15 protein-coding genes are annotated in these 19,592 nt (G+C 53.3%); 2 read left to right on the top strand and 13 right to left on the bottom strand.

The window, feature by feature from the left end; translation table 11 throughout:
• Positions 1-31: 31 nt before the first annotated feature.
• The 11 genes from QMO62_RS03890 to QMO62_RS03840 form a co-directional block, all read right to left on the bottom strand.
• Entirely contained in the window at positions 32-565 is a 534-nt protein-coding gene (locus QMO62_RS03890; RefSeq protein ID WP_284638801.1) for a GbsR/MarR family transcriptional regulator, read from the bottom strand.
• Between the two features lie 242 nt (positions 566-807).
• Positions 808-3,003, bottom strand: coding sequence for a hypothetical protein (locus QMO62_RS03885; protein WP_284638800.1), 2,196 nt, complete (start codon positions 3,001-3,003; stop codon positions 808-810).
• Positions 3,004-3,029: 26 nt separating this feature from the next.
• On the bottom strand, positions 3,030-4,505 hold the full coding sequence (locus QMO62_RS03880) for an ABC transporter substrate-binding protein (protein WP_284638799.1): 1,476 nt from the start codon (positions 4,503-4,505) through the stop codon (positions 3,030-3,032).
• A gap of 27 nt (positions 4,506-4,532) precedes the next feature.
• Positions 4,533-5,414 (bottom strand): ABC transporter ATP-binding protein, encoded by an 882-nt coding sequence (locus QMO62_RS03875; protein WP_284638798.1) that lies wholly within the window; start codon positions 5,412-5,414, stop codon positions 4,533-4,535.
• A gap of 3 nt (positions 5,415-5,417) precedes the next feature.
• Complete coding sequence (locus tag QMO62_RS03870; RefSeq protein ID WP_284644855.1) at positions 5,418-8,339, bottom strand: ABC transporter permease; 2,922 nt, start codon at positions 8,337-8,339, stop codon at positions 5,418-5,420.
• 5 nt (positions 8,340-8,344) lie between these two features.
• Positions 8,345-9,460 carry an efflux RND transporter periplasmic adaptor subunit gene (locus tag QMO62_RS03865; protein ID WP_284638797.1) on the bottom strand — a complete coding sequence of 372 codons (1,116 nt, stop codon included), beginning with the start codon at positions 9,458-9,460 and terminating at the stop codon, positions 8,345-8,347.
• The gene (locus QMO62_RS03860; RefSeq protein ID WP_372516645.1) at positions 9,423-10,211 is read right to left on the bottom strand and encodes an ABC transporter ATP-binding protein; all 789 of its coding nucleotides are present in this window, start codon (positions 10,209-10,211) and stop codon (positions 9,423-9,425) included. The genes QMO62_RS03865 and QMO62_RS03860 overlap by 38 nt, the downstream gene beginning before the upstream one ends.
• Before the next feature lie 254 nt (positions 10,212-10,465).
• Entirely contained in the window at positions 10,466-11,140 is a 675-nt protein-coding gene (locus QMO62_RS03855; protein WP_284638796.1) for a DnaD domain protein, read from the bottom strand.
• A gap of 51 nt (positions 11,141-11,191) precedes the next feature.
• Positions 11,192-12,490: an asparagine--tRNA ligase gene (gene asnS, locus QMO62_RS03850; protein ID WP_284638795.1), complete on the bottom strand. Its 1,299-nt coding sequence runs from the start codon at positions 12,488-12,490 to the stop codon at positions 11,192-11,194.
• A gap of 54 nt (positions 12,491-12,544) precedes the next feature.
• Positions 12,545-13,759, bottom strand: coding sequence for an acetate/propionate family kinase (locus QMO62_RS03845; protein WP_284638794.1), 1,215 nt, complete (start codon positions 13,757-13,759; stop codon positions 12,545-12,547).
• Positions 13,756-14,631 (bottom strand): 3-hydroxyacyl-CoA dehydrogenase family protein, encoded by an 876-nt coding sequence (locus QMO62_RS03840; protein ID WP_372516644.1) that lies wholly within the window; start codon positions 14,629-14,631, stop codon positions 13,756-13,758. Before QMO62_RS03840 ends, QMO62_RS03845 begins: the two co-directional genes overlap by 4 nt.
• Before the next feature lie 173 nt (positions 14,632-14,804).
• On the opposite strand from QMO62_RS03840, the gene QMO62_RS03835 reads away from it, so the two are divergent.
• Entirely contained in the window at positions 14,805-16,868 is a 2,064-nt protein-coding gene (locus QMO62_RS03835) for a sensor domain-containing protein (protein WP_284638793.1), read from the top strand.
• 17 nt (positions 16,869-16,885) lie between these two features.
• Here QMO62_RS03835 and leuD read toward each other — a convergent pair whose 3' ends face one another.
• Together leuD and leuC are read right to left on the bottom strand one after the other, a co-directional pair.
• On the bottom strand, positions 16,886-17,497 hold the full coding sequence (leuD, locus tag QMO62_RS03830; protein WP_284638792.1) for a 3-isopropylmalate dehydratase small subunit: 612 nt from the start codon (positions 17,495-17,497) through the stop codon (positions 16,886-16,888).
• A gap of 27 nt (positions 17,498-17,524) precedes the next feature.
• Positions 17,525-18,943 (bottom strand): 3-isopropylmalate dehydratase large subunit, encoded by a 1,419-nt coding sequence (gene leuC, locus QMO62_RS03825; RefSeq protein ID WP_284638791.1) that lies wholly within the window; start codon positions 18,941-18,943, stop codon positions 17,525-17,527.
• A 145-nt stretch (positions 18,944-19,088) separates the two neighbouring features.
• Here leuC and QMO62_RS03820 point away from each other — a divergent pair, with 145 nt between their 5' ends.
• Positions 19,089-19,589 (top strand): CYTH domain-containing protein, encoded by a 501-nt coding sequence (locus QMO62_RS03820; RefSeq protein WP_284638790.1) that lies wholly within the window; start codon positions 19,089-19,091, stop codon positions 19,587-19,589.
• Positions 19,590-19,592: the final 3 nt, after the last annotated feature.

Raw genomic sequence — 19,592 nt, 5'->3', positions numbered from 1 at the left:
GAAAAAAGTCACTTCGTCAGCGTGCATAGCGTCACATTTCGTTCTTAAACTGCAGCATGATTTGCTCCCGCTTTTGCTTCCACTCCTCTTCAAAGCCCTCCAAACGAGTTAAATAGGCTTGATACAAAGCATCCATCTCGATAAATCTGCGCTTGAACGCATCATGGGAGGCTACCTCCTCCGTCTTGATATCCTGGATGAAGGCCAACACGTTAAGCGTCGATTGAATTTGGCCTTGCACGCTTTGAATCTTCTGGATCGTATTGCGGGCCACAGTCATCGTAAAATCATCCGCTATGTAATAGTAATCCTTCCGGTCGCTTCGAGTGGCCAATCTCTGGCACATCGCGTGCTTTTCCAAAGCACGAACCTGCACGCTGACTGCGGCCTTCGTTACGCCGAGCCGGTCTGCCATCTCTTGAAGACTTAAGGGCTCCGGTGCAAAAAGAAGCAAGGCGAAAATTTTACCGACGAGCGGACTGAAGCCCTCCGATTCAAAAAGCAAAGACATATGATTGCTGATCGAGCACTTCAAGTCGGAAAACGAATGCTGAGAAGGTTCCATATAGTACTGTATCTCCTTGATTGCATTATGTTCTTATCGTTAAGAAGGTTGTTAACGACAATAACATACTACCGAAAGCTAAAAACTGTCAATAGAACCAATGAAGATTTAACCATTACTTCACATTCATGAGACCCGACTCACAACGAAAAACGCCTCCATGAAATGATACGCTGGCTCACGGAGGCGGTTTCCTTTGAAAACGCTATGTTTCATCAAGTTTCAGTTAAAAGAATATGACATTAATCCGTCATGCTGAACCAATCTACCTTCTTCTTCGCTAACAGCCTTTTATGTCCTTGATAGGAATCATAGATACTAAGCTGGTACGTCTTAAGAAACTGCAATCGATAGATTAAGTCGGAATCCGAAACCTTGATTTGGAATTCCTTGTAGCTGCCGAGTCTAAGCTTATCGTCGGCTTTCGATGCTGCTCCGGAAGAAGCCGAGGCCGTTTCAAAATCCTTCAGCTCAAACTCCTGCGTAAACTCGAGCTTTCCGTTCTCATCTTCAAAGCCAATCACAAGCTTGCGACCTTCGTTGTTCATCTCTACCATCATGTCACGGGAGAGCTTGTAATCAAACTCAAGCGTAACCCCGGTTTGATCCAATGCCGTCTTGATACGGTTCATGGAGAACTTATAAGGCGCCAGTTCTACCTCCAGAAGATCCTCCTTCACTGCCGTGTCCTGCTCAGGAAGCCAGAAGGCCGCTGCATTGACATAGGCGTCCGGTTGGCCGTCCTTTTCCGTCAGCTTGTTGTCGGTTACGGCTTCTCCGATTAAGAGCTGCATGCCGGTTGTCTGGAAGTCCTTAGGCACATTCGCAGAGACGAGCAACACGGCTTTTCCGTCCGGCCGAATCTTCGTTTTGATTTCACTGACGGCCGCCGGGAGTACCGTACCGTCAGTGGTTTTGAAGTGAGCTACCAGCTTCGTTACATCGATCGCACGCTTCTCCAAATTGCTTGCTTCCAGCTGGATCGTCAGAAGATCCGACGTTTCACCCTCGTATATGCGGGTGTTGCGCGCCGAATAGCTGGCACTGCGTCCGATGCTTTTCACTTGGTAAGTTTCAAAAGCATTAAGGTAGGGAACATTCATAAGCTCCGAGCGGTGTACAAACTCCAAGAGCTCCGTTACGCTGCCTCCCGTGCCGGAATCCCCTCCCGTGCTGCCGCCGGAGGTGCCCTCCTTCTCTAGAAGCACCAGCTTGGCTTTGCCGAATTCATAGGTATAAGGCATTTTCCCGACAAATTGAAAGGTTGCAGCAGCTTTCGGAGCTAGACCGATGACCTTATCGGTTCGGATCAGCTTCGCTTCTACTTTGACGGCGTCATCCAGCATGAAGTATCCCGCCAACTCGGGGAGCGGCAACGATTTATCCCCCTTGTTCGATAAGATCATGCTCGCCGTAAGCAGGTCCTGATCTTCCCACGGCACGCGCGTCAAGCTCTGCAGCTGAGTCGTATACGTTCCCTCTTTATTGGAAAAATTGTATTCCTTGCCCGTATCCACATCATCTGTTGGAGACACCGGGGGCAGCGCGAAGAAGGCAATGGGCAAATTGATTTTCAAGTCCGATGCATGCTGCATGATAACCAGCTGCCACCCATCGGTCGAAACGGAAACAGGAACCGAGCCGGACAGCTCGATTTCTTTGTTCGTTTGGGGATGGATCGATACATCCTTAACCCCCTTCGCCTCAAGCGGATACATATATCCCTCGCTTGTGCGAAGCAAATATTGATAGGTCGGAACGGCCGAGCTTCGGCTGCCGACATTCTCCAGATTCACGATCAGAGTAGGCGCGTAGTTTTTCTCATTCTTGGTCAGCAGCACCTTCTTAATGGTGGTGTTCACGGCATTGCCTTCCATCAGAATGGATCGGGAGGCTCCGGGCTCCGTCAGAACACTATAGCTCTCAGGCACGGCGATCTCCCCGATTTTGCGTTCGAAATCAGACTGACTGAAGTCCCACTTAATGAATTCAAAGGTCAAATCCGTGAGCTCGGTCGTATCGCTTACACTTGCGAAGAAGCCAATATCCATACGCGTGCCCGGCGACACCTTATTTTTGTCCTTATCCTGGGGCATCTGACGGACGGAGATGGTTTGTCCGGACTTGGTCTTAATGCGCACCCAATAATCGATAAAAAGCAAATCCCCGCTTCCTTCGTTGTTTATGCTGACGGTAAACGTCACGGTTTTATTCTTCTGCTCCTGAAGCATCAGAACGTCCTTCAGTTCAAAGCTGCTGCTGCCGGCAACGGGCACCGATCCGAGGACCGGAGCGCTGCCCAGCGAGATAGCGGCAGCCGCTCCGGGGGTCGTCCCCCCATCGGCCGCCCATGCGGCTGGAGCGACCGAACCGAAGGTTAGTGCCGCTGATAACAGCAGCACCCCCGTCGTGTAGAATTTTTTGGGTTTGGTGTTCATCTGAAGCTGCTCCTCCCTGTTGTAAGCTATCTCATCATCATCCCTTGGTCGCGTGCAGGGCCATTGGGGTTATCCTTCAACGATTGCAGCAGCGCATCCCCTTCCGTCTGCCATTTTTTCAACCCGTCCTTCACGGACAGCTTCCCTTGGGACACCTCTTCAAAGGTGCGGTAGGCGATTTCGTTCACCTGAACGATACCCGGCTTCTCGCGGTACAGCTTGTTGTCAAACTGCTGGTTCATGACAGGCGTCAGCGTCGTGAAGGCTGCGATATTGAACTCTACGCCGTTCTTAGGCTTGATGTATTTCTTGCGGGAAACAATATAGTTCGAGCTGCTCGACTTCAGCTTTGCATACTCTTCGCCGTTAATAAATTTAATAAACTTCCATGCATCCTGGACATTTTGCGCCTTCGCATTGATGGACATGATTCCATCCATGTACATCTGACCTCCGACATCCGGCGCCTCCTGATGCACCGGTACGGTGACAACATCCCAATCAATCGGAGTGAAGCCCTTGATGTTCTGGGCACTCTTGTTCGCATTGACGATTTGATCCAATTGACCGTAATGAATAATCGACATCGCCACCCGTCCGGACAGGAAATCGTCCCCTTGAAACGGATTGAAATTTTCCTGATCCATGGAACGGTTTCTCATGGCATTGTAATCGATCGGCCCTGGAATCAGCTTCTCGTTCTTCCATTGGAGAGCTGCGTTCCATACCTTCTCCCAGCTTGGGTTGTCGACCGTCATCTTCTCGCCTTTCTCGTCGTACATGCGGAGCTCCAGCGGAGCGCTCATCATCTGAGCGGCGTAAAACATGTTCTCGCCCATGTTATGCGTTGAGAACGAAAAGCCGTATTTGCGGGACTCCCCTTCTCCTTTGACAAGACGGCGTGCCAGCTCCATGGTTTCTTCCCATGTCATTTTGTCTTTCGGGTAGGGAGCTCCCGCTTCATCGAACATCTTCTTGTTGTAAATCAATGCAGAGGATCCAAAGTTAGGCGCTAAAGCGTACAGCTTGCCGTCGCCGACCTTTTTCAACCCCTCCAGCACGGCAGGAACAATATCGCTCGTATCGAATTTATCCTTCGTAATCATAGGATCAAGCTGGGTCAGCATATTGCTGCTGATGAGCTCCGGCAGCTGTTCATACCCTACCATGACGACATCCGGCGGGTTATCGCCCTCCATCAGCTTCTTCATTTTCTCCATCGGGTCCTCAGGCTTCGTATTCGGATCCGGGCGTCCGTACATGAACCGTTCGTCCTGAGTAGTCAGGATCTCCAGCTTGATGTTCGGATTTGCAAATTCGAACAGCTCCGTAAAACGCTGGCGGAACCATTCATCATTCGCGGAATAGCCCATGCTGGTAGCAATGCGAAGCACCCGTTCCGTCTTGTCGTCCGATTGATTCGCTTTGGTGCAAGCGGCAAGCATGGGGATCATCATGCTGACGCAAACGGTCATAAGGACCGATTTTTTCATGATTTTCATACAGGGTTTCCCTCCAAAAATGGTATGCTATCCAAGCGACTTCGGCGTTCGAATAATGATCTTCTCGCCGTCGAATTCCATGGATGCCTTGCCTTCGATTTGCAGTGCCTGAAGATAAGCTTTAGGAATTTGTAGTCTGCCCGCCTTATCAAGCACAACGTATTCCTCATGCCCCGCCTGGATGTCTGCATGAGCGGCGGCCGCTTCTCCCTCCGCTTCCTCCAAGCTTGGATTGCGCTTCACAAACTCAGTGCTGGTCATCCCGTCGCGAATGGCTACAACGCGATCTACTTTGCTGGCCAGCGCCATATCATGGGTTACTATGACGATCGTAACCCCGAGCTCTCTGTTCAGGCGACGGAAAATGTCCATAATCATATCGGAGGTTTTGGTGTCAACCGAGCCGGTCGGCTCATCCGCCAGCAGCAATGAAGGACGGTTCGCAAGGGAAATCGCAATCGCCACCCGCTGCTGCTCCCCGCCGGAGAGCTGCTGCAGCTTATTGTCCAGCCGATGGCTCAGCCCGACCCATTCCAGCAGCTGCTTGGCGTAAGCGCGGTCCAGCTTGCCGCTCAGCATCATCGGCATCTCGACATTCTCCAGCGCCGTTAGATACGGCACCAAATTGCGTGCGTTGTTTTGCCAGATGAAGCCTACCGTCTTGCGCTTATATTTCACCAGCTCATCATCCGTAATCTTCAGTAAATTCCATTCCCCGACCGTAACTTGGCCGGCCGAAGGCCGATCCAAGCCGCCGAGGATGTTCAGGAGCGTCGATTTGCCGCTGCCGCTATTCCCGATGATCGCCATCATTTCGCCCTGCGCGACGGAAATATTCAAGCCCTGAAGCGCCACGACCTCGATATCATCGGTTTTATAAATTTTGACGAGACCTTCGCAATGAATCACAGCTTATCTCTCCTCTCCCAGCTTCACCGCTTGATGCACGCGCAGCCTGCGGATATGCAGAATCAGGAGCGTAGCGCCGGTCAGCATCATAACGCCTACGACAACATAAAGCTGATCGGTGTCCCGCGCATCGAAGATGACCCGGAACGGAGGCACCTGTGTCTTCACATTGTCCGCCGTTTGCAGAAACGGAAGGAATAAGTAGCCTGTCAGCTTCCCTATGGCAACCCCCAGAACGATCGACAAGCCGGCCGTAAAGCCCTGCTCCAGGAGCAGCATTCCCGTCAGCTGTCGTCGCGAAAGGCCCATGGCGCGTAGCACGCCGAACTGCACGACACGGCTGGAAAGGTTGAAAAACCAGTAAAGAATATAGCCGATAAGAGAAATAAATACGGATACCAGAAACCCTAAGCTTAGGATGCCGAACACACCGCCGCGAGCCGGATGACGCTTCTGAGTAATCAGCTCGTTGCGTACGTCCTTCACGCTTGCGATCTCCACCTTCTTCGCCTGCAGTGCCTCCAGCAGCGGCGCAACCTTAGCGCCCTCCTTCATTTTGAGCCATACCTCATAAGGTACGGTCGGAGCCTGGTCATACACATATTCCAAATTGGCGATGAAGAATGGCGTTTGCTCCGGATATTGGCTGGGCCAATACGGTACCGTCGCCACGATAACAAATTCAACGGGCTGCTGTGAGACCGTAATGCTGAGCAGATCTCCCGGCTTCAGCTGGTGCTTTTGGGCGAACGATGTCGGGATGATAATGGCCTGCTCATACTGCCCCAGCAGGTTTAAGTATTGGTTCGGATGCGTTGCGAACAAATCCTTGCGGAACCAGCCCACCTTGGCAAAATCTACATTATCGATACCCATCAGCAAACCCTGCCCAAGCGATTTGCCCGAAACGACCACGTTCCCTTTGGTCTGCAGCACCCGCGCAGCCTGCTCGACTCCCTCCAGCTCGCGGAAGACCGCAAACGGCGGCTCAATATAACGCAGCCTTGGAGGCGGCCCCTCACCTTGCCCCGCACCCGGGGGCTGACCTGCCCCCTGACCCGGGCCTTGACCCGAGCCGCTTCCTTGACCGCCCTGTCCTTGCCCTTGACCGCCTTGACCGCCTTGACCGCCTTGACCCCCTGCATTCGGATCCGGCATTTCGTCAGAAACGCCTTCCCAAACGGCCTGCATTATGACATCCGAGCCATAGGCATACAACGTACGGTCCGTAGAGTTCAAATCGATCGTTCTTGCAGCTGAGGCGTTGTACACACCAAGCCCCAGCGTCAGGATCAACAGCAGCATCAACGGATAATAAGACGCCGAAGAGCGGGACAGCTGGGTAAGCGTCAGGAAGACAGGAACGGGCAGCAGTCTTTTCCCGAGCCAGTTGCCTAAACGCAGCAGCCATGGAAAGATTCGCAGGAAGAACAGCCCCAGCGAGATGATCGATAACGCCGGGATAAAGAACAGCAGCGGATGCACTTGCAGCTGATCCGTGGTCATGCCCGTCTGGAGGGAAAGCACCTGGCGCTGATCGAACAAATAATAGCCGTAGCCCACGATGCCGAGCAGCACCACATCCAGGAACCATTTTTGCCAGAAGGGCTTCCGGTCCGAACGGGCGAGCTGCTGCTTATGGCTGACAATCGAGGCGCGTGCATAAATTACCGCCGGAATGACGCTGGCTAAGAGGGCGATCACCACAGCCGCTCCTCCGTAGAGCAGTGCCTCCGTGCTTACGCCCACCGGTACCGATTTGCGGTCCACGAAGGTAAGGAAGCCGCTGGAGGAGCCGATGCTCTTCGCCATGAACCAGCCGAGCAGCGGTCCGAGCAGCAAGGAGACGCCTCCCAGCAGGAGACCCTCGAGCACGTAAATCCAGATGATCTGGTTGGTGCTGCCTCCGCGGCTCCGTACGACCGCTATCAGCGTACGTTGTCGGTCAAGAGACTGTCTTGCATTCATGACAATGTAATAGAACACCATCGCGATCATCGGTGCAGCTAGCGTAAAGAGCAGGATTTGCAGCTGCAGGCTCTGCACCTTGAATTCCTGAAGGATCGGGATAAACGAGATGTCGACCCGCGTATTCTTCAGCTTCTGGAACAAGATGATATCCAGCCGCTCCAGCTTCCGCTCCAGGGAGCTGAGCTGACTCGTCTGAATCTCGCGAAGATCGAAGGCATAGTACCAGTTGCCCAGGTTCAGCGGGATCTTCTTCTGCTTGAGCACATACTCCTCAAACGCCTGATCGCTGACCAGCATGAGCGATGTGAGCCCCTCCAAGCCCTGGAACCAGTAAGGATCCGTATCCACCTTAGGTTTGAAAGCCCCGGTAATCTTCACCTTAAGCGGGGCGATCCCAAGTCCGCCGGATATCGGGTAATTGAAGACATCGCCGATATGAATATCGTTGCGGAACATTGCCTCTTCGTGAATGACGGCTTCGAGTATGCCCCCGTTCACCTGATTCGAATGCATTTGTCCCTGGGTCAAATCAATCTTTTCCCGGAGACCGTTCTGTGCGGCCAGCGTCATCTGCCTCCGCTTGCTGGGATCCACCTTCGACGGATCATCGGGAGACAGCGAAGCCGCCCGTAGAGAGTAGCTCCGAACATAAGCTTCGTAAGGGAAACCGATGTCGCTCGGCAGCGTTTCCGTAATATATTGATCCGCTTCGTGCAGCGAATCCAGCTCAGCTCTTTCACTGCCCGAAGCCTGATACCGGATCAGGACGGAGCCGGGGGGCAAGCCTCCCGTTTTCTCCTGGAGCGATTTAGCCACCACCCGCTTCAGCGAGCCGTCCGCATACATCGGAATGCTCGTCGTGAAGGCAACCGCCATAATCAGGCCGACCAGCGAGCTCAAGGTCAGCCAGCGTGTGTTCCACATTTTACGAATCAAAAAACGAAGCATCGGCATGGACATCAGCGACCCACTACTTTCTGCCCCGGGGTAAGCCCCTTCACGATCTCCACATCCGTGGAGGTTTGCTGCCCGAGCTCCACATCCACTTCCCGTTTATTGCCTTCGGCGTCCACTACCTGTACGTAGTTGCGGCCTGCATAGGACCTGAGCGCAGCAAGCGGAATAGTAACCGCATTTTCCTTACGCTGGGTAATGATGCTCACGCTCAGCGGCGTTCCGCGGTTCAAGCCCTGCGGGAACGGATCCAGCTGAACGATCAAATAATTATCGATGGAATCCGGTTGTCTGGACCCGCCGGAGCCACCGGGAAAACCGCCGCCCTGATCGTCCTGCGACTTAGGAACGGGTAACGTCAGCACCTTGCCTTTATGCTGGCCGGCACCGTTAATATCAACTACCGCCTCCATGCCGACCGAGATCTTCTTGAGATCCTCGTTCCCGATCGTCGCCGCAACGGTGAGCTGCGATAAATCGGCGATCGTAGCGATGACGTCGTACGCCTTCGCGGAATCGCCTTTTTTCATATGTACATTGACAATGGTTCCCGAGTAAGGGGCTGTGAGCTTCGCACCGGCAATCGTCCTCTCCAGCTTGGCCAGCTCCTCGCGCTTCAGCTCGAAGTCAATCTTGGCCTGCTCCAGCTGCTCCGCGCTCAGCTCATCGGCCTTGCGCAGCGTCTCGATCATCTGCAGCTCATCCTTGCGCGTCTGCAGACGCTTTTGCTTGACCTGGCTTTCCAGCTCGGTCACGTCCAGCTCTGCAATCAGCTGCCCCTTCTCTACCGGGTCTCCTGTTTTAACGTAAAGATTCTTAATCCTGCGGCTCGTCTCGTCCGTAAAATATAAATCCTCCTCCACCGTAGCCATCAGTCGGCCCGAGCCTCGGACCTTCGACTCCAGCGTTTCCGTTTTGACGGGATATTCCGGCTTCTTGGATATTTTCGGAGCGGTGACGGCGGGGAGAACCTCTTCCTCCTCTTCCTTAGGCAGCACGGAGCAGCCGCCGGTCACGGCTAGCACCGCCACCAAGGTCATGAGCATAAGTACTCTTGACCTTCCGCTTGACCTCCGTTTGGCGTTACGAAACGAATTTTCCATCCACCATCTCGAATACATGGTCGGCAACCTCCATTATCGTCGGGTCGTGTGTAGTCATGCATATGGTCACATGCTCTGTTTGGATAATTTCGCGAAACACGGCCATGACCTGCGCGCCCATCTGAGAGTCTAACTCCGCTGTCGGCTCATCGGCGAGCAGCAGGCTGGGACGGTGCGCAATCGCTTTGGCGATCGCTACCCGCTGCTGCTCTCCCCCGGAAAGCTCGAAGGGCCGGTGGTGCATGCGCTTGGTAAGACCCACCAGCTCCAGGCAGTGAGCTACCCGGCCCTTCCATTCGGATCGGGGTACTCCGGACATCCGAAGCGACAGCTCTACATTCTCCCAGGCAGATAACAAAGGCATCAGAGCGAACGATTGAAAAATAAAACCGATGTCCTTCCTCCGGATCAAGGTTCGTTCATCATCGCCCAGCCGATGAAAGGGATGCTCCCTGAACACGATCTCCCCCTGGTTCGGTTGATCAAGCCCGCCGATCATATTAAGCAGTGTCGTCTTGCCGGAGCCGGAGCGGCCCTTCAGCATCACAAGCTGCTTCGGATAAAGCACCATATCGATCCCTTTCAGTACGTGCAGGGGCTGCCCGCCGACCTGAAACGAGCGTTCGACTCCGGCTACACGGAGCAGCGGTGCGTTTAGATCCAAATTCATCTGCTCTAAGGCTGGCTCTAAGTTCAACCCTTCGGCTGTTCGTTCCGCAGGGATTTCTTCGGCCGGGCTTTTCTGTGATTTACGCAGCCATGAAAGCATTGTCCCCCTCCTCTGTCCCTCCGCTTTCTCTCTCTTTCTTCTTGTCTTCTGGATGATTTTACAAATTATAGACGTGAGCTTATGCCCAAATGTTACAAAATTTATACCGAAATATTAAAAATTTTTTTCACTTTGAAAACATTTGTCGGAAAAACCTTTTCATGAGAGGCAGTTAAGGCATAGACCTGGTGAACGCCGATGAATACAAAAAACGACCTGCTTCGCCCGACAGGGAGATGCAGGTCGTTCTTATTTTACCGCGAGGAGCGGAATTTCTGTGCATATTCCTTTGCTTGCTGGGCGCTTGTCACCCGGTTGCGATGCCATTCAATGAGAATCCGGTCGATATACCGGAAGTGTACCTTCCCTGCGAATACCGCTTCCTTCAGCCCCGCCAGAATAAGCTCCTCCGGGTAACGGTCCTTATCGAGCCAGCCCGTAATCGACTCCAGCTCCATGGGGGTGAGCGGCCGGCCGAACTCTTTTTCGAAGGTCGAATAAATATCGTTTCCCTTCGAAGACGGAGCCGTCCGCGCCGCCAGCTTTTGCGCCATCAGGTCATCGACCCGCTGCTCCGCAAGCCGCTGCATCAGCGGATTCCAGTTATACTTCTCGCAATGGACCCCGCTGACCGGATCCACCTCTTGATCAATCTGGAGCAGCCCTTCCTTCAGAAGCTTCTGCAATGTGGAGATGACCTTCTCCGGGGAAACGGACATCCTGTCCTGCAGCTCCTCCAGCGTCGGAAAGTCCTTGCCCTCCTTCGCCTTAAAAGCCATCACATGCAGCACCAGCATGACGTCCAGCTCATTGATGCCCAGCCTTGTGTAATATTGAAACAGCCAGTAGGGAACATCGACACTCCCTTCCTTCCAGCCGGACAGCAAAAGGGAAGTCAGCTCCAGCCTATCCGAATCATTATGCTTCATGACATATCCCTCTCTCCCCTAATCGTATGCCTGCAGCCAATGAAGCTCTGTTTACGGGTAAAGACGGTACAGGAGCCTTGGGAACGGAATCGTTTCGCGCACGTGATCCAGCCCGCAGATCCAGGCAACCGTCCGCTCCAAACCAAGGCCAAAGCCCGAGTGCGGAACCGACCCGTATCGGCGAAGATCCAGATACCATTGGTACGCCTCTTTAGACAGCTCATGCTCCTGGAATCGCTGCTCCATCAGCTCCGGATCGTCGATCCGCTGACTTCCGCCGATGATTTCGCCGTAGCCCTCCGGTGCAATCATGTCCGCGCAGAGCACCACCTCGGGACGATTCGGGTCCGGCTTCATGTAGAACGCCTTAATCGAGGTCGGATAATGGGTGATAAAGACCGGCTTGTCGTATGACTCGGCAATCGCCGTTTCGTGCGGCGCACCAAAATCCTCGCCCCATGTGAATTCATGTCCGTTACTTTGCAGGAATTTCACAGCCTCATCATAAGTAATGCGCGGGAACGGGGCCTGAATCCGCTCGAGCTTGGAAATATCCCGCTCCAGCACCTCGAGCTCCTTGCGGCATTTCTCCACGACCGACTGGACCACGTAAGATACGAACTGCTCCTGCACTTCCAAATTCTCCTCATGCGTTACGAAGGCCATCTCCGGCTCAATCATCCAGAACTCGATCAAGTGACGGCGGGTCTTCGATTTTTCCGCGCGGAAGGTCGGTCCGAACGAATAGACTTTGCCGAGTGCCATCGCTGCAGCTTCCATGTAGAGCTGCCCGCTTTGCGTCAAATAGGCATCCTCGTCAAAATACTTCGTATGAAACAGGTTTGTCGTCCCCTCGCAGGAGGAAGGCGTCAAGATGGGAGGATCAACTAAATGGAAGCCCCGCTTATCGAAAAATTCCTGAACCGCTTGAATGATCTGGGCACGGATCACGAGAATCGCCCGCTGCCGCGGAGAACGAATCCACAGGTGACGGTGGTCCATAAGGAAATCCACCCCATGCTCCTTGGGAGTAATCGGATAATCCGTCGCAATCTGAATGATCTCCACGCCGGTAACCGTCAGCTCGAAGCCGCCTTTGCTCCGCGTGTCTTCACGCACAACGCCCGTTACGTACAGCGAGCTCTCCTGCGTAAGCTTTCCCGCATCCTCCCATATTTGCTCCGCCACTTCGCTTTTCACCACAACGCCTTGAATGAAGCCCGAACCGTCGCGCAGCTGAAGAAAGCGAATTTTGCCGCTGGAGCGAATATTGTGCAGCCAGCATCCGATGGTCACCGTTTCATTTATATGCTGATCCACGTCGCGGATCATGACTAAATTTCTGCCCATACCGGTCTACCTCCTGTCAAATGTACCTTGTTAGTATGTATTCATTGCAACGTATTATTTTACACGGTTTTGTTCCAAAATCAATCGATGCGTATCGCGTGCAATGACCAGCTCTTCATTCGTAGGGATGATCAGCACCTTAACGCGCGATCCCGGCTTGGTGATTTCCCTGTCCCCCGGCTCCCGGCGGGCATTGGCCTCCTCATCGAGATCCACTCCGAAGTAAGTGAGATTCCGGCACACCGCCGCCCGAAGCACAGCAGAATTCTCCCCCACTCCAGCCGTGAACACGATCGCGTCCAGTCCGTTCATCGCAGCCGCGTAAGAACCTATATACTTGCGCAGACGGTACTCATACATATCGAAGGCAAGCTTCGCGTTGCGATCCCCCGCCTCCATCGCTTGCGTAACCTCACGCATATCGCTGCCGAGGCCCGATATCGCCATTAAGCCGCTGTGTTTGTTGAGCATGGAGCTTACCTCGTTCAAGGTCAGCTCTTCCTTGCCCATCGTGAAAGGCACGATGGCCGGATCGATATCGCCGCTGCGCGTTCCCATCATCAAGCCTTCCAGCGGGGTCATTCCCATGCTGGTATCGACAGATTTGCCTTCCAGGATCGCTGCACAGCTTGCCCCGTTCCCGATGTGGCAGGTCACCAGCTTCAATTTCTCCAGAGGGCGCCCAAGGTATGCGGCCGCCCGTTCGCTCACATAAGCGTGGGAGGTGCCATGGAAGCCGTAACGCCGAACCTTGTGCTTTTTATACAGCACCATAGGGATCGGGTACAAATAAGAAACCGGCGGCATGGACTGGTGGAAGGAGGTATCAAACACAAGCGCCTGCGGGGTGTCCGGCATATTCGCTTCCACCGCATTCAAGCCGAGCATGGCCGCAGGATTGTGCAAGGGCGCCAGATCGAACAAACGTTTGATTTCGCGCTTCACTTCCTCATTCACGATCACCGAGCTGGAGAACGTCTCTCCTCCGTGCACAACCCGATGGCCGACGGCATCGATCTCTTGAACGGAGGTAAGCACGCCGTGCGTGCGATGAACCAGCATCTCCAGCACCTTGCGGACGGCGGTCGTATGCTCGAGCACCTCCTCGACTTCCCGGACCTCCGGCCTATCACCCGGTTCATAGGTCAGAATCGCCGATTCCATGCCGATGCGCTCTACCCGGCCCTTGGCCAGCACTGATTCGTCCTCCATATTGTAAAGCTGAAATTTAAGCGACGAGCTCCCCGCATTAATAACAAGCACGTTCATAGCCGGTCACCGTCCTCATCATATCGAAAAAAGCCTTGCCCCGTTTTGGTCCCCAAATGCCCCGCCCTCACCATTTGCTTCAGCCGGACGGCCGGACGATATTTCAGATCTCCGAACTCCCGGAACATCCGCTCCATCGCGGCCAGCACGGAATCGAGCCCGAACCGGTCCGCCATCTCCAGCGGTCCGTAGTGAAAGTCATAACCGATACGCATTGCCGCATCGATATCCTCCGCTGTGGCTACCCCCTCCGACAGCACGTGCAGCGCCTCGTTGATCAGGGTGCAGATCAGCCGGGTCGTTACGAAGCCAGGGGATTCATAGACCTGAATGCCCCGCTTCTGAATCGTATTTTCAACGAACCTTTTCGTTTCAGTGAAGGTCTGTTCACTTGTGCGCAAGCCCCGGATGATTTCCACAAGATCGATTTTGGATACAGGATATATAAAGTGCAAACCGATTACCCTTTCGGGGCATCCGGTTTCCGCCGCAATTTCCGTCAGGCTGAGAGTGGATGTATTACTGGCCAGGATGATAGGCTTCGGACAAACGGCATCCAGCTCGCGGAACAGCTGCTTCTTGATGTCCACATCCTCGCTTACGGATTCAATGACCAGCTGACAATCCGCCAGCGGCTGCAGCTCCCGGCTGCATTGAATTCTTCCGAGAATCAGCTTCTTCTCGACGGCGGTGATGGCCCATTTCTCCAGCTGCTTATCCAGGCTCATCTCTATCTGCTTGAGGGCCTGATCGATCTTCTCCTGGGAGCGTTCAACGAGCACCACCTCCAGCCCTTGAGCCGCCAGCATCTGCGCAATGCCTTGACCCATCGTCCCTGCTCCCACTACACCGATACGGCTGTATGTCAACATAGTTCACGATACACTCCTTCACTCGTCTAACCACTTCTGCTCAGTGTTATTATACACAACCGTTCGACAAAAAGGAAAAACCGCCGAGAAGCTTAGATCGTTATCCTAAGGGAAGGATAATGTCTTTTTTTGTCGAATAAGAAGAGTGATGAAATAAATGGGCGGTGTTTACCATGGATGTTATTTTGCAAAACTCCTTGATTTCTCTTTTCGATGATAATCCGGACCCCTGCTATGTGGTTGACTTAAAGGGAAGGTTCACCGCCTGCAACGAAGCCTTCTTTCAGGTTACAGGCTATTCGGAGAAGGAACTAATCGGCATCTCCTTCCTCCCTCTGATAGCGCCCGCATATGTTCCGATGTCCCAAATGATTTTTCGGAAGGTAGCTTATCACGGACATCGTGCCGATTTCGACATTGGGATTCTTCGAAAAAACGGCGAGCATGCGGATATCACCATAACTGCCGTACCGGTAATGACCCGCGGACAAATTACCGGCGTTATTGGGATCGCAAAGGATATGACCCACCGTAAGCAGCTGGAAAAAGCTCTGTTGACCACACAAATGCATTTGCAAAACATATTTGAATCCATCGACGTTTGTCTCTGGTCTATGGACGTTCGAAGCCGTAAGCTGCTCAGTATATCCCCAGCCTGTCAAATAATTTACGGGTATACGCAGGAAGATTTCTCTCATGAGCCCAGTCTGTGGAGGCAGCTGATTCACCCGGAGGATTTGCCAAGAGTCGAGGAAAAGCAAGCTTCTCTGGGGGATGGCATGAAAATCAAGCACGAGTATCGAATTTTTCGGGCAGACGGCAGCCTTCGCTGGATATATGATTACACGGTTCCCGTGATGGATGAATACGGTGAGCTGCTGAGGCTCGACGGGGTGATTACGGATATCACCGAGCGCAAGCAAACCGAGGTTCGACTGCATGACATGGCGTATCGCGATGCATTAACAGGCCTGCCGAACCGCCGCTGTGTCCGTACTCAGCTCACGGACGCCATGGAGCGGGCCGAGCGCTGCGGACAAATGGCCGCCGTCCTGTATCTCGATTTAGACGGCTTCAAGGTCATTAACGATTCGCTCGGTCACGAGCTGGGAGATCAGCTGTTATGCGCGGCCGCGCTCCGCATCAGCCGCAGTGTTCCCGAGAACGCTAAAGTGGCCAGGCTTGGCGGGGATGAATTTGCGGTTATTGTTGAGAATATTTCGAGTTTGTCTGATGCCGGCGATGCAGCCAAGCGTATTCTTCTCCGGTTGTCCGAGCCTTTCCTGCTCGCCGGTTATGAATTGATCATCACCGCAAGCATCGGAATTAGCGGCTATCCGATCCATGGACATCACTATGAAGATCTGATTCAACGTGCGGATCAAGCTATGTATTTGTCTAAAGCAAAAGGAAAGAACACGTATCAGCTGTTTACGGATGACCTTACTGATAAGTATCAGGAACGCTTACTGCTTGAACAGGGACTTCGCAAGGCATTGGAGCACGATGAGCTGGAAGTCCATTACCAGCCGATTGTTGATGCGGAGAATAACCGAATCAAAGGCATGGAGGCACTTCTACGTTGGAAATTGAACGGGAGCTTCGTTCCTCCCATGGAGTTTATTGCTATAGCGGAGGAAATCGGCTTGATCGAGGCCATCGGACAATGGGTCCTGCAGCAGGCCTGCAAGCAAACCAAGGAATGGATCGATCAAGGCTTCTCCGACTTTTTTATCTCCGTGAATGTGTCGGTGAAACAGCTGGAGCAAGGACACTTTACAGCCGTTGTAAAGGATGCGTTGGATCAATGCGGTCTCGAGCCGGCTCATCTTCATTTAGAGGTTACCGAGACGGCGGCGATGAGTAATGTCCACCATACCGTTCACATTCTTCAGAAGCTGGCTGACCTCGGCATTTCTATTTCTATCGATGATTTCGGGACCGGTTATTCATCCATAGGCTATCTTGAGAAATTTCCCATTCATACCATCAAGATCGATCGTTCCTTTGTAAAGGATGGCAAGGATGCTATTATGAAAGCGGTCATTGCCATGGCAAAAAGTTTGCAGCTAAACGTGATTGCCGAGGGAGTGGAGAGCGCTGAGGATAAAGACAAGCTGCTTGGTATGGGCTGCACACAAATGCAAGGCTACATGTTCAGCAAGCCGGATAGCGCCGCAGAAATGTCAGCTCTCTTAAAGCAGTATATGACAAAAAAACCTGCACCTCGCAAATGAGGTACAGGTTTTTTTTGTTAGTTCACGTTATAAGCCAGGCGATCCTTATGCGCAGCTTCATATGCGGCAATTTTGTCTTCATGCTTCAGCGTCAAGCCGATATCATCAAGACCCTGCAGCAGGAACTGGCGGCGGTGCTCATCCAGGTCGAAGGAGATCTCAAGGCCTTGAGCGTCCGTAATCTTCTTGTTCTCCAGATCCACTGTCAACTGGTAGCCTTCGTTCTTCGCTGTGCGCTGGAACAGCTCTTCCACCTGTTCTTCGCTCAGCTTGATCGGCAGGATTCCGTTCTTGAAGCAGTTGTTGTAGAAAATGTCGGCGTACGAAGGGGCGATAACCACCTTGAAGCCGTAGTCCTGAATCGCCCAAGGAGCGTGCTCACGGGAGGAGCCGCAGCCGAAGTTCGCGCGGGAGATCAGTACGGATGCGCCTTGGTAGCGCGGCTGATTCAAGGAGAACTCAGCGATTTCCTTGCCGTTCAGGTCAAAGCGCCATTCATAGAAAAGGAACTGACCGAAGCCGGAGCGCTCAATACGCTTCAGAAATTGCTTAGGGATGATGGCATCTGTATCTACATTCACACGGTCCACGGGACCGACTAATCCGGTATGCTTAGTAAAAGCTTCCATGTCGTCTATCTCCTCACATCGCTAAGATTAAGCTTCTTGCTTTACTTTGAACTTCCAGTCGCGCACATCGACGAAATGACCTTCGATCGCAGCTGCTGCCGCCATCGCCGGCGATACGAGATGCGTACGTCCGTCGCGTCCTTGACGACCCTCAAAGTTCCGGTTGGAGGTGGATGCGCAGCGCTGACCTGGCTTCAGTACGTCAGGGTTCATCGCAAGACACATCGAGCAGCCTGCATCGCGCCATTCAAAGCCTGCTTCGGTGAAGATCTTGTCGAGACCTTCCTTCTCCGCCTGCAGCTTCACTCGGCCGGAGCCTGGCACCACGATCGCAGTTACGCTTGGATCTACCTTGTAGCCTTGAGCAACAGCCGCTGCCGCGCGAAGGTCTTCGATCCGTCCGTTCGTACAGGAGCCGATAAATACATAGTCTACCTTCAGCGCCGTCATAGGCGTACCTGGTGTCAGACCCATGTACTCGATAGCCTTCTCTGCTGCCTTACGCTCATTCTCTGTAGCGAAATCCGCAGGGTTCGGTACGTTCGCAGTAACGTCTGTACCCATGCCCGGGCTTGTGCCCCAGGTTACTTGCGGGATCAGGCTGTCGGCGTCGAACTCTTCTACGCGGTCATAGGCAGCGCCTGCATCGGTAGTCAGCTTCTTCCACTCAGCTACAGCTGCGTCGAATGCTTCGCCTTGCGGCACGTATTGACGGCCGCGCAGGTATTCGAACGTCGTTTCGTCCGGAGCGATCAAGCCTGCGCGTGCGCCAGCTTCGATGGACATGTTACAAACGGTCATACGCTCTTCCATGGACAGGTTGCGGATGGCTTCACCGGTGTACTCGATAACGTACCCTGTAGCAAAATCCGTACCGTATTTCGCAATGACGCCGAGGATCAAGTCCTTCGCCGTAACGCCCGGCTTCAGGCTGCCGTTAATGCGCACTTCCAGTGTCTTCGGCTTCGATTGCTGCAAGCACTGAGTAGCCAGAACGTGCTCTACTTCGCTCGTACCGATACCGAAAGCGAGTGCGCCGAATGCGCCGTGAGTCGAAGTGTGGCTGTCGCCGCACACGATCGTCTTACCCGGGTGAGTCAAACCAAGCTCAGGTCCCATAACGTGAACAACGCCTTGATCGATGCTGTTCAGGTCGAACAGCGTTACGCCGAAGTCGGCACAGTTCTTCGACAAGGTGTCGATCTGCTGCTTGGAGATCGGATCCGTGATGTTGAAGCGGTCCTTCGTCGGCACGTTGTGATCCATCGTTGCGTATGTCAGGTCCGGACGGCGAACCTTGCGGCCGCTCAGGCGAAGCCCTTCGAACGCTTGCGGGGAAGTCACCTCATGAACCAGGTGCAGGTCGATATAAATGACGCTCGGCTTGCCGGCTTCAGATTGAATGACATGGTTGTCCCAAATCTTCTCGAACATTGTTTTTGCCATCGGTTCCACCTCTTAAAAAGTTAAGTATGCATCAAAAGTGCTTTATTGCTATCATACTATCATTTCTTTCTTGATTGTTCCAAGATATAATATCTATAGGCTTGATAGGTTTTAGTAATAAACTATAAGGATGTGCTGATATCGAATGAATATGGAAATCGAACGCAAGTACAAGCTCGGACGCTTTCCACAGGTGGAAATCGAGAACGGTTCCCTGCGGCTGCTAACCCGCCAGGAGATTGACCAGACCTACCTTGCTTTCTCCAAGCAAGAAGAAATCCGCATCCGCCGCCTCTCTTCCGAAGCGGGGGACACCTTTACCCACACATTCAAAAGAGGGCACGGCATGTCCCGGGAGGAGATCGAGTATTCCATTTCCTCCGATATTTATGAGCAGCTGCTGGGCCATTCCGGGAAAAAGCCGCTGCGCAAGACGCGGACTTCCTTGGAAGCAGGCGGTCTGCACTACGACATCGACGAGTATGAGCAATTTGACCTCCGAGTGGTTGAGGTGGAATTCCGGTCCGAGGAGGAGGCGAACGGCTTTCAGCCCCCGTCCTGGTTCGGCCCTGAGGTCGGCAGCGAAGAGGAGTACCGCAATAAGCAGCTGTGGATTCATGTTCAGAATAACGGCAAGGAGGTATAGCCG

Origin of the sequence: Paenibacillus silviterrae, assembly GCF_030167925.1 — a bacterium.
In the GTDB taxonomy this organism is placed as follows: domain Bacteria; phylum Bacillota; class Bacilli; order Paenibacillales; family NBRC-103111; genus Paenibacillus_G; species Paenibacillus_G silviterrae.
Note: the sequence above shows the minus strand (reverse complement) of the source record. Positions and strands in the feature narration are given on the sequence as shown.

Bases quoted from the DNA above. Each gene is read 5' to 3' on its own strand.
- QMO62_RS03890 (WP_284638801.1), bottom strand. From the start codon at position 565: ATGGAACCTTCTCAGCATTCGTTTTCCGACTTGAAGTGCTCGATCAGC.
- QMO62_RS03885 (WP_284638800.1), bottom strand. From the start codon at position 3,003: ATGAACACCAAACCCAAAAAATTCTACACGACGGGGGTGCTGCTGTTA.
- QMO62_RS03880 (WP_284638799.1), bottom strand. From the start codon at position 4,505: ATGAAAATCATGAAAAAATCGGTCCTTATGACCGTTTGCGTCAGCATG.
- QMO62_RS03870 (WP_284644855.1), bottom strand. From the start codon at position 8,339: ATGCCGATGCTTCGTTTTTTGATTCGTAAAATGTGGAACACACGCTGG.
- QMO62_RS03865 (WP_284638797.1), bottom strand. From the start codon at position 9,460: ATGTATTCGAGATGGTGGATGGAAAATTCGTTTCGTAACGCCAAACGG.
- QMO62_RS03860 (WP_372516645.1), bottom strand. From the start codon at position 10,211: ATGCTTTCATGGCTGCGTAAATCACAGAAAAGCCCGGCCGAAGAAATC.
- QMO62_RS03855 (WP_284638796.1), bottom strand. From the start codon at position 11,140: ATGAAGCATAATGATTCGGATAGGCTGGAGCTGACTTCCCTTTTGCTG.
- asnS (WP_284638795.1), bottom strand. From the start codon at position 12,490: ATGGGCAGAAATTTAGTCATGATCCGCGACGTGGATCAGCATATAAAT.
- QMO62_RS03845 (WP_284638794.1), bottom strand. From the start codon at position 13,759: ATGAACGTGCTTGTTATTAATGCGGGGAGCTCGTCGCTTAAATTTCAG.
- QMO62_RS03840 (WP_372516644.1), bottom strand. From the start codon at position 14,631: ATGTTGACATACAGCCGTATCGGTGTAGTGGGAGCAGGGACGATGGGT.
- QMO62_RS03835 (WP_284638793.1), top strand. From the start codon at position 14,805: ATGGATGTTATTTTGCAAAACTCCTTGATTTCTCTTTTCGATGATAAT.
- leuD (WP_284638792.1), bottom strand. From the start codon at position 17,497: ATGGAAGCTTTTACTAAGCATACCGGATTAGTCGGTCCCGTGGACCGT.
- leuC (WP_284638791.1), bottom strand. From the start codon at position 18,943: ATGGCAAAAACAATGTTCGAGAAGATTTGGGACAACCATGTCATTCAA.
- QMO62_RS03820 (WP_284638790.1), top strand. From the start codon at position 19,089: ATGAATATGGAAATCGAACGCAAGTACAAGCTCGGACGCTTTCCACAG.